The sequence below is a fragment of the Monashia sp. HAY1-2A genome, from assembly GCF_056755315.1.
Genome location: NZ_JBNDHY010000151.1, coordinates 1 through 10,236 on the forward strand (window position 1 = coordinate 1; position 10,236 = coordinate 10,236).

The 10,236-nt window shown below is 73.0% G+C and carries 8 protein-coding genes; 7 read left to right on the forward strand and 1 reads right to left on the reverse strand.

What is annotated here, in order from left to right; all coding sequences use genetic code 11:
* The first annotated feature begins 120 nt into the window (after positions 1–120).
* From ACPYOM_RS17950 to ahcY, 4 genes are all read left to right on the forward strand, one after another.
* The gene (locus tag ACPYOM_RS17950; protein WP_481347001.1) at positions 121–1,257 is read left to right on the forward strand and encodes an SIS domain-containing protein; all 1,137 of its coding nucleotides are present in this window, start codon (positions 121–123) and stop codon (positions 1,255–1,257) included.
* A 74-nt stretch (positions 1,258–1,331) separates the two neighbouring features.
* On the forward strand, positions 1,332–2,744 hold the full coding sequence (locus tag ACPYOM_RS17955) for a mycothione reductase (RefSeq protein ID WP_481347002.1): 1,413 nt from the start codon (positions 1,332–1,334) through the stop codon (positions 2,742–2,744).
* Between the two features lie 32 nt (positions 2,745–2,776).
* The gene (locus ACPYOM_RS17960; RefSeq protein ID WP_481347003.1) at positions 2,777–3,706 is read left to right on the forward strand and encodes a DUF808 domain-containing protein; all 930 of its coding nucleotides are present in this window, start codon (positions 2,777–2,779) and stop codon (positions 3,704–3,706) included.
* A 147-nt stretch (positions 3,707–3,853) separates the two neighbouring features.
* On the forward strand, positions 3,854–5,290 hold the full coding sequence (gene ahcY, locus ACPYOM_RS17965; RefSeq protein WP_481347004.1) for an adenosylhomocysteinase: 1,437 nt from the start codon (positions 3,854–3,856) through the stop codon (positions 5,288–5,290).
* Between the two features lie 100 nt (positions 5,291–5,390).
* Here ahcY and ACPYOM_RS17970 read toward each other — a convergent pair whose 3' ends face one another.
* Entirely contained in the window at positions 5,391–6,935 is a 1,545-nt protein-coding gene (locus tag ACPYOM_RS17970; RefSeq protein ID WP_481347005.1) for a hypothetical protein, read from the reverse strand.
* A 129-nt stretch (positions 6,936–7,064) separates the two neighbouring features.
* Here ACPYOM_RS17970 and ACPYOM_RS17975 point away from each other — a divergent pair, with 129 nt between their 5' ends.
* From ACPYOM_RS17975 to mtrB, 3 genes are all read left to right on the forward strand, one after another.
* Positions 7,065–7,640, forward strand: coding sequence for a hypothetical protein (locus ACPYOM_RS17975; RefSeq protein ID WP_481347006.1), 576 nt, complete (start codon positions 7,065–7,067; stop codon positions 7,638–7,640).
* A gap of 175 nt (positions 7,641–7,815) precedes the next feature.
* Complete coding sequence (gene mtrA / locus ACPYOM_RS17980) at positions 7,816–8,493, forward strand: MtrAB system response regulator MtrA (RefSeq protein WP_481339785.1); 678 nt, start codon at positions 7,816–7,818, stop codon at positions 8,491–8,493.
* A gap of 1 nt (position 8,494) precedes the next feature.
* Positions 8,495–10,236: MtrAB system histidine kinase MtrB (mtrB, locus tag ACPYOM_RS17985; protein WP_481347007.1), on the forward strand; the 1,742-nt coding region annotated here is incomplete at its 3' end.

Here is a 10,236-nt window from a genome sequence, read left to right on the forward strand (position 1 = left end):
CGGGCGAGACGCCCGAGCTGCGTTGTGCCACCGACCATCTCGCCTACCCGGTCGAGTCCGGGGTGCCCGTGCTGCTCGTCGACCTCGCCCGGCGCACCGACGGCTGACGCGGTCGGCGCCGTGTTCGACGAGACCCGCCTCGACGACGAGGGGACGCTCGCGGCCCTGGACCGCAGCGACACCCTGCGCGCGCTCGCCTCGGCCGGAGCCCAGGTGCGTCGGTCCCTCGAGGCGGCCGCCGACGCGGGGCTCGAGCGGCTGCGTGACGTCGAGCCCCGCGGTGTCGTCGTCGCGGCGGCCGGCGGTTCGGCGGCCGTCGCGGACCTCTTCGAGGCGCTCGCCTGCGCCGGGGCGTCCCTGCCGGTGCAGAGCTGCTCCGCCGGGCCGCTGCCGGGCTGGGTGGGCTCGCTCGACCTCGTCATCGCCGTGTCGCAGTCGGGCCGCGCCGCCGGCGCCCTCGCCCTCGCCGCCGAGGCGCAGCGGCGGGGCGCCTCCCTGCTGACCATCGGCGCGGCCGACTCGCCCCTGGCCGAGGTCAGCGCCCGGGCGCGCGGCGTCCACGTGCCGATCCCCGTCTCGGGGTCCTCGTCACGCACGTCGATGTGGGCGCAGGCGACGCCCACCCTCCTCGCCGCCGACGCGCTCGGCATCGCGCCCGCGGGGACCGAGACGCTCGGGGCGCTCGCCGACGTGCTCGACCGGTGCGCCACCGAGGCGCGCCCCTCGTCGGAGTCGTTCGTCAACCCCGCCAAGGTCCTGGCCACCGAGATCGCCGAGTCTGCGCCGATCGTCCTGGGGGAGGGACCGTTCGGCGGCGTCGCAGCCCGCCGCGCGGCGGGGATGTTCGGCCGGACCGGCCGTGTCCCCGTGGCCCACGGCGCACTGCCCGACGCGGCGAGCCAGATCGTCGCGTGCTTCGACGGGCCGCTGTCCGGCGGCGGCGCCGACGGTGGGGCCGAGGACATCTTCGCCGACCCGTTCCTCGACGGACCGACGCGGCCCCCGCTGCGGCTCATCATGCTCCGCGACACGAGCGACGGCGCCGACGAGCGGTTGACCGCGACCATCGTGTCCGTCGCCGAGGACGCCGGCGTGCGCGTCTCCCTCGTCGACGCGCCGGCCACCGACCCGTTGCTGCGCTTCGCCCACCACGTCGCGCTCACCGACTTCGCCGCCACGTACCTCGCGCTCGGCCTGGGCTTCGACCCGGCCACCTCGCCCCACGTCGAGCTCCTGCGGGGGGCCCGCAGCCGCTGAGGCGCACCGGGCGACGGCCCGGGTCCCGGGGTGCCTGACCCGGCGGACCGCCCGCGCCTCCGTAGGCTGCGACCGTGGCCCACTACGACCTCGCCATCATCGGCAGCGGCAGCGGCAACTCGCTCGTCACCCCCGACCTCGCCGGCAAGCGCGTCGCCGTCATCGAGGGCGGCATCTTCGGGGGCACGTGCATCAACGTCGGGTGCATCCCGACGAAGATGTTCGTCTATGCCGCCGAGGTGGCCGACTCCGTGCGCTCGGCGGCCCGCTACGGCGTCGACGCCACCCTCGACGGCGTGCGCTGGCGGGACGTGCGCGACCGGGTGTTCGGACGCATCGACCCGATCTCCGAGGGTGGGCTGCGCTACCGGCAGGAGGGCCCGAACACGTCGGCGCTTCTCGGACACGCCCGGTTCACGGGTGACCGCGAGCTGACGGTTCGGCTGCACGCCGGAGGGACCGAGGTGGTGACCGCGGACCAGGTCGTCGTCGCCGCGGGTGCGCGGCCCGTCGTCCCGGACGTCGTCACGGCGTCGGGGGTGCCGTTCCACACGTCCGACACCGTCATGCGCATCGACGAGCTGCCACGGCGGATGGTCGTCATCGGGGGCGGGTTCATCGCGGCCGAGATGGCCCACGTCTTCTCCGCGTTCGGCGTGCACGTCACGGTCCTCGCGCGCGGCTCGCAGCTGCTGCGCCATCTCGACACCGAGATCTCCCAGCGCTTCACCGACCTCGCGCGTGAGCAGTGGGACGTGCGCACCGGCGTCGAGGTCACGGCGGTCGAGCGGCTCGCCGGGCCGTGCGGTGGCGTGCGGGTGCACCTGCTGGGTGGTGCCACCGTCGAGGGCGACCTCCTGCTCGTCGCCACGGGTCGCCGGCCCAACACCGACGACCTCGGCGCCGACGCCGTGGGGCTGCGCCTGCACGACGACGGCCGCGTCGCCGTGGACGAGTACGGCCGCACCAACCTGCCCGGCGTCTGGGCCCTGGGCGACGTCAGCTCGCCGTGGCAGCTCAAGCACGTCGCGAACGCCGAGGCCCGGGCGGTCGCGCACAACCTCGCGCACCCCGAGGACCTGCACCGGCTCCCGCACGCGCACGTGCCCTCCGGCATCTTCAGCCACCCGCAGATCGCGACCGTCGGCCTCAGCGAGCAAGCCTGCGTCGACGCCGGCCTGGCACACGTCACCGCCGTCCAGCACTACGGCGACACCGCCTACGGGTGGGCGATGGAGGACACGACGAGCGTCTGCAAGCTCGTCGCCGACCCGCGGTCCGGGCGGCTGCTCGGCGCCCACCTGCTCGGACCCCACGCGACGAGCCTCGTGCAGCCGCTCGTGCAGGCCATGGCGACCGGCGCGCACGTCCACGACGTCGGACGCGGACAGTACTGGATCCACCCGGCCCTCGCGGAGGTCGTCGAGAACGCCCTCCTCGGGCTCGCCGTCGACCCGCCCACCCGGGACGGCACGACCCGTCCCTGAGAGCACGCTGGGACGCGCCCTAGGCTGTGCGCATGGCAGGTGGACTCGTAGCGCTCCTCGATGACATCGCGGCGCTCGCCAAGCTCGCGGCCGCCTCCGTCGACGACGTCGGCGCGGCCGCGACGAGGGCGAGCATCAAGGCCACGGGCGTCGTCGTCGACGACACCGCCGTCACCCCGCGCTACGTGCAGGGGCTGCACCCCGAGCGCGAGCTGCCGATCATCAAGAAGATCGCGGTCGGCTCGCTGCGCAACAAGCTGCTCATCATCCTTCCCGTCATCCTGCTGCTCAGCCAGTTCCTGCCGTGGCTGCTCACCCCGGTCCTCATGGTCGGCGGTGCCTACCTGTCCTACGAGGGCGCCGAGAAGGTGTGGGAGCTCGTCTCGGGCCACCACGAGGAGGTGGGGGAGCCGGGCGAGGTCGACGAGCAGGTCGTCGTGGCCGGTGCCGTCCGCACCGACTTCATCCTGTCGGCCGAGATCATGGTCATCGCCCTCAACGAGGTCGAGCAGGAGCCGCTGCTGTCGCGGGCCGTCATCCTCGTCATCGTCGCGCTGCTCATCACGGCGCTCGTCTACGGCGTCGTCGGGCTCATCGTCAAGATGGACGACGTCGGCCTGTCGCTCGCCGAACGCGAGTCCGGCGGCTCGCAGCGGCTCGGCCGGGCCCTCGTCAAGGGCATGCCGAGGCTGCTGTCCGTGCTCGCGACGGTCGGCATCGCGGCGATGCTCTGGGTCGGCGGCCACATCCTGCTCGTGGGCGTCGACGAGCTCGGCTGGCACGCGCTGTACGCAGGGGTGCACCACCTCGAGGAGGGCGTTGCCGGCGTGCCCGGCGTCGGCGGGGTCCTGGCGTGGTTCGTCAACACCCTCGCCTCTGCCGTCATCGGGCTCGTCGTCGGGGCCGCGCTCGTCGCGCTGCTCCACGTCGTCCCCCGGCGCCGCAGGACTGCCACCCACTGACCCGAGCCCGGGCTCGACACGGTCGTTGGGCTGCTCCGCGAGGCCTCGCTAGACTGGGGGACTGCCGGCGTGGGTGATGACCCGCGAACGATGGCCCAGAGGGGCGCGCCGGGTCTGCACACCGACCACCAGAGGAAGCGATCACCCATGTCCTTCGACTACAAGGTTGCCGACCTGAGCCTCGCCGAGGCCGGACGCCACCAGCTCCGGCTCGCCGAGCACGAGATGCCGGGCCTCATGGCCCTGCGCGCCGAGTACGCCGACGCACAGCCGCTCCGGGGCGCCCGCATCGCCGGCTCGCTCCACATGACCGTCCAGACGGCCGTCCTCATCGAGACGCTGACCGCGCTCGGTGCCGAGGTCCGCTGGGCCAGCTGCAACATCTACTCCACCCAGGACGAGGCCGCTGCGGCGGTCGTCGTCGGTCCGAACGGAACGGCCGACGCGCCCGAGGGGGTGCCGGTGTTCGCCTGGAAGGGCGAGACGCTCGAGGAGTACTGGTGGTGCACCGACCAGATCCTCACCTGGCCGAACGGCGAGGGCCCGAACATGATCCTCGACGACGGCGGCGACGCCACGATGCTCGTCCACAAGGGCGTCGAGTGGGAGAAGGCGGGCCAGGTCCCGCCCAACGACGAGTCCGACTCCGAGGAGTTCGGCGTCTTCAAGGAGCTCGTCCGCGCGACCGTCGCGGCCGACCCGCAGAAGTGGACGCGCGTCGCGGCCGGCATCAAGGGCGTCACGGAGGAGACGACGACCGGCGTCCACCGTCTCTACCAGCTCGCCGAAGCCGGTGAGCTGCTCTTCCCGGCGATCAACGTCAACGACGCCGTGACCAAGAGCAAGTTCGACAACAAGTACGGCTGCCGCCACTCGCTCATCGACGGCCTGAACCGGGCCACCGACGTGCTCATCGGCGGCAAGGTCGCGGTCGTGGCCGGCTACGGCGACGTCGGCAAGGGCTGCGCGCAGAGCCTCGCCGGCCAGGGCGCCCGGGTCATCGTCACCGAGGTCGACCCGATCTGCGCGCTCCAGGCCGCGATGGAGGGCTACCAGGTGGCCCGCCTCGAGGACGTCGTCGACGTCGCCGACATCTTCGTCACGACGACCGGCTGCAAGGACGTCATCACGGCCGAGCACATGCAGCAGATGAAGAACAAGGCGATCGTGGCCAACATCGGCCACTTCGACAACGAGATCGACATGGCGGGGCTGGCCCGCGTGCCCGGCGTCGTCAAGACGCAGATCAAGCCGCAGGTGCACGAGTGGACCTTCGAGTCCGGCAGCTCGATCATCGTGCTGTCCGAGGGCCGTCTCATGAACCTCGGCAACGCCACGGGGCACCCGAGCTTCGTCATGAGCAACTCCTTCAGCAACCAGACGATCGCCCAGATCGAGCTGTTCACGAAGACCGGCGAGTACGACAAGCAGGTCTACACCCTGCCCAAGGTCCTCGACGAGAAGGTCGCCCGCCTGCACCTCGACGCCCTGGGCGTGCGGCTGACCGAGCTGACCAAGGCCCAGGCCGAGTACCTCGGCGTCGACGTCGCCGGCCCGTACAAGCCGGAGCACTACCGGTACTGACGCGACCGCTGCGGCGGCGCGCCGGTCGCTCCGGTTGCCCGTCATGTGCCGCTCGCCCCCACCGGGGGCGGGCGGCACCGCTGCGTCAGCGCACGGGTCGTCAGCGACCCGCGGGAGGCGCCTGCAGCAGGACGAACTCGGAGTCGCGGTCCGCGACGCGCCAGCCGGCCTGCTTCTGGAGGGCCTCCGACGTCGCGGAGGAGGCCGACACGAGCGCCCAGCGACAGCCGGTGTGCGTCAGGTAGGCGGTCCACCCGGGGGTGGCCGAGGAGAAGGCGACGTACTCGCGCACGTGGCTGAGGCTGTAGACCTCGATGCGGCCGTCGATGGCCGGACGCACGTTCGGGTGCCGCCAGATGAGCCAGCCGCCGATGCCGTAGTCGTTGCAGACGACGGTCCCGGCGGGCAGCCTGGCGATGGCCGGGTCGAGACCGGTCGCACCCCAGGCCGGCAGCACGGCCCGTACCGCGACGACGACGGCCGCCACGACGAGGCCGAGCGAGGCCAGGCCGACGGTGAACCCGACCTCGCGGCGCTCGACCGGCTCGGGAGCCGTGGGCAGCAGGCCCTGCAGCGTGACGGCGGCGACCGGGGCCACGACCGCCGCACCGACGGCGACCGTCCGGGCGTAGAGCAGGGCGAGGCCCGTGCCGAGGACGAGCAGCAGGACGTCCGTCCACGGCACCCGGGAGCGCGACCGCGCCCACACGAGGACGACCACGCCGACCATCCCGACGAAGAACGCGAACCCGGGCTGCTTGATCGAGGGGGCCATCCACTCCTGGACGAACTCCGTCGTCTCGGACACCGCGAAGGGCGACAGCAGCAGCTCCGGCCCGGTCGGCGTCAGCGCCGCGACGGCCAGCGACGCCAGTGGCACGAGCGCGAGCCGTCCCCACTCACGGCGGCCGACGCGTCGGTCGAGGGCGAGGCCGACGAGCGCGACCACGCCCACGAGCACCCCCATGAACCACATGCCGTGCGAGCAGGCCCAGACCCACGTCAGCGGCACGAGCCACCAGCGGGCCCGGCGGTCCTGCCACGAGCGCAGCCAGGCCCCCGTCGTCACGGCGGTGAGGGCGAAGGTCACCAGGTGAGGGCGCAACGACAGGCTCTGGCTCATCGCCGCCAGAGCGACGGCGGTCACCGCGGCCGAGACGAGCAGTGAGCCGCGACGGCGCGTGACCCGCCACAGCACGAGGCCGATGCCGGCGACCCCGAGCGGCAGCAGCCACGCGACGCCGGGCAGGCCGAGCAGCTGCTGGGCCAGGCTCATGAGCAGCTCGGGGAGCCACTCGTGCAGGCGCCACGGCTGGGTCGACATCGTGCTCCACGGGTCGGGGCCGTTGAACACCCACGTCGTGCGCAGCCGGTCCCCGGCGGCCAGGTGCCAGAAGGTGTCCGGGTCGGACACGGGGCGCGCCACCTGGACGATCGCTGCGAGGAGCACGAGGCCCGGCAGCGCCTGGCGCACGCGGTAGGGCAGCGGCGGGCGCCGCGTCGCGTCGACGGTCGGGGCGTCGGCGGTGCCCGGGGCGTCCGAGGTGTCGGCGGCGTCCGCGGCGTCGGCGGCGTCGGCGGCGCCGGCGGCGTCCGGCACCGGTGTCCCGGTGACGGCCGCGGCGCGGGTCGTGTCGCTCGTCACGGGCCGATCATCCCCGCTCCACCCTGCGGCTGGGCCGTTTTGGCCCGATCGGTCCTGCGGCCCGGTCCCGGTCCGCGGCCACCGTGCGAGGATTGGCGCCAACTCACCACCGTCTGGCAGGGACCCTCCATGAAGAAGCTCACGACCGCCGTGCTGGCGTTCTCGCTCTCCGTCTCGCTCGCGGCCTGCAGCAAGGCCACCACCCCGCCCACCACCTCGAGCACGACGCCCGCCGCATCGGCCGCCTCGACCCCCGCGACGGCGTCCGACACCCCGTCCGACACTCCGTCCGACACTCCGTCCGACACTCCGTCCGACACGAGCGGCGCCACCGGCGACAGCACCACCGCGGCCACGCCGACCCCGGTCGACCAGACCACGCCGGAGGCCGCGATGACCTCGTGGCTCGGCGCGATGGTCGCGGGCGACGGCCGGACCGTGTGCGAGCTCATGGCCACCGGGGGCAAGACCATCTCGAGCATCCCGGGCGCGGCGGCGGCGTGCAGCAAGACGATCACGCCGATGCTCGACCAGCTCAAGGAGCTCGGCGGCGCGTTCCGGGGCCTGAAGATCAGCGGGGCCACCGTCACCGGTGACCAGGCCTCGTTCGAGAGCGTGACGACCGAGCCGGCGCTCGCGGCCGACGTCGTCTCGAACTTCAAGGCGGTCCGCATCGGCGGGAAGTGGTACGTCACGCAGGGTTGACACAGGCCGGGTCGTGACCGCCGGACGGTTCGTCCGGTTCGCGGCGTTCCGCCCGCACCGCACCCGCCCGCGCCGGCGTCCCCGCGTCGTACCGGCCGCGTCGCGTCCCTGTGTGATGATGTGCCAAAGGACTACGGGGGACGGGACACTGTCGTCCCGGGAAACGGAGTGTGTCGTGAAGGGTCGGGTACTGGTCGTCGACGACGACCTCGCACTCGCCGAGATGCTCGGGATCGTGCTGCGCAACGAAGGGCTCGAGGTCACCCACGTGGCCGACGGCGCCGAGGCGGTGTCCGCCTTCCGCGAGTCGCACGCCGACCTGGTCCTGCTCGACGTCATGCTGCCCGGCCTCGACGGCATGGAGGTGTGCCGACGCATCCGCTCCGAGAGCGGCGTGCCGATCGTCATGCTGACGGCCCGCACCGACACCGTCGACGTCGTCGTCGGCCTCGAGTCCGGCGCCGACGACTACGTCGTCAAGCCGTTCAAGCCCCAGGAGCTCATCGCCCGCGTCCGCGCCCGGCTGCGCCGCGGCGACGAGCCGGCCCCCGAGAAGCTCGCCATCGGCGACCTCGAGATCGACGTCGCCGGGCACTCGGTCAAGCGCGACGGCCGGCCGTTGTCCCTGACGCCACTCGAGTTCGACCTGCTCGTGGCCCTGGCCCGCAAGCCGTGGCAGGTCTTCACCCGCGAGGTGCTCCTCGAGCAGGTGTGGGGCTACCGCCACGCGGGCGACACCCGTCTCGTCAACGTCCACGTCCAGCGGCTGCGCTCGAAGATCGAGCACGACCCCGAACGCCCGGAGATCGTCGTGACGGTCCGCGGCGTCGGGTACAAGGCGGGTCCGGCCTGAGATGACCGCGAGGTCGGGCACCGCGCAGGTCGCCGGGCTCGCGTCGCGGGCCCGCTCGGCGCTGCGCCGGGCGGGTTCGCGCCTCGTGCACCTGTGGCGGTCCTCGCTCGGGTTCCGCGTCGTCATGGTCACGATGCTGCTCGGCATCCTCGTGCTCACGGCCGTCGGCACCTACCTCTACGGCTCGATCGCCCAGGGCCTCGTCGACGGGCGCCAGCGGATCGCCGCCGACGACAGCCTGCGTGACGCCGCCGACGCGCAGAAGCAGTTCGACTCGACGGACCAGATCGCCTCCGACGCCGCGCTGACCCAGTTCGCGACGACGCTCGTCAACCAGTACCGGCGCGACGCCGGCAACGAGAAGCGCTACGTCGTCCTGTCGACGCTCGACAACCCGGCCGGTCGTCGCATCATCATCAACACCATCGAGAGCAGCTCGGGCAGCGCGCGGTTCATCCCGGCGGAGCTGCGCGCCCAGGTCGCCGCGCAGCCGGACCGCCAGCACCTGCAGGTCGCGACGATCGACGAGGGCAACGACTCCATCTCGGCGGTCATCGTCGGGCAGCGCATCGCCACGCCCGTGGCCGGCGACTACGGCCTCTACTTCATCTACCCGATGCACCGGGAGCGGGAGATCATCTCCTTCATCGGCCAGACGTTCCTCGTCGGTGGTGCCATCCTCGTGCTGCTCATCGGCGCCATCGCCTTCGTCGTGACGCGCCTCGTCGCCGACCCGGTCCGCCGGGCCGCGCTCGTGGCCGAGCGCTTCGCCGAGGGCAACCTCAACGAGCGGATGCGCTCCAAGGGCGAGGACGACCTCGCCCGCCTCGGCAACTCCTTCAACGCCATGGCGGCCTCCCTGCAGCAGCAGATCGCCCAGCTGGAGAACCTCTCGCGTGTCCAGCAGCGGTTCGTCTCCGACGTGTCGCACGAGCTGCGCACCCCGTTGACGACGATCCGGATGGCCGGCGACCTCATCCACGACTCCCGGGCCGGGTTCGACCCGACCGTCGCCCGATCCGCCGAGCTGCTCCACAAGGAGCTCGACCGGTTCGAGTCGCTCCTGACCGACCTGCTCGAGATCTCCCGGTTCGACGCCGGCGCCGCGGTGCTCGAGGTCGAGGCGACCGACCTGCGCGCCTCGGTGGAGCGAGCCGTCGACGCCCACCGGGCCCTCGCCGCCAGCCGCGGCACGCGGCTGGTGCTGCGGATGCCCAAGCGGCCGGTCATCGCCGACATGGACTCGCGCCGCATCGAACGGATCCTGCGCAACCTCGTGTCCAACGCGGTCGAGCACGGCGAGGGCCGCCCGGTCGAGGTGACCGTGGGCGAGAACGACTCGGCCGTCGCGGTCACCGTGCGCGACCACGGCGTCGGGCTCCGGCCGGGCGAGGCGGCCCTCGTCTTCACCCGGTTCTGGCGCGCCGACCCGGCGCGGGCCCGCACGACCGGAGGCACGGGTCTGGGCCTGGCCATCGCGCTCGAGGATGCCCGGCTGCACGCCGGACGACTCGAGGCGTGGGGCGCGCACGGCGAGGGTTCCTGCTTCCGGCTGACGCTGCCGCGCAAGGCCGACGCCACCATCACCAGCTCACCCCTGCCGCTCAGCCCGCTCGCGGCCGAGGCGGCCAGGGCCCGTCGCGAGGGCGCCGCGCTGGGGGAGGCGACGCGCAGCGACGGCACCGGCGGCACGGGCGGTACCGACGCTGTCTCTTATACACATCTGACGCTGCCGACGACGGA

Coding starts and splice junctions, on each gene's coding strand:
- ACPYOM_RS17975 (WP_481347006.1), top strand. CDS start 7,065: ATGAAGAAGCTCACGACCGCCGTGCTGGCGTTCTCGCTCTCCGTCTCG.
- ACPYOM_RS17960 (WP_481347003.1), top strand. CDS start 2,777: ATGGCAGGTGGACTCGTAGCGCTCCTCGATGACATCGCGGCGCTCGCC.
- ahcY (WP_481347004.1), top strand. CDS start 3,854: ATGTCCTTCGACTACAAGGTTGCCGACCTGAGCCTCGCCGAGGCCGGA.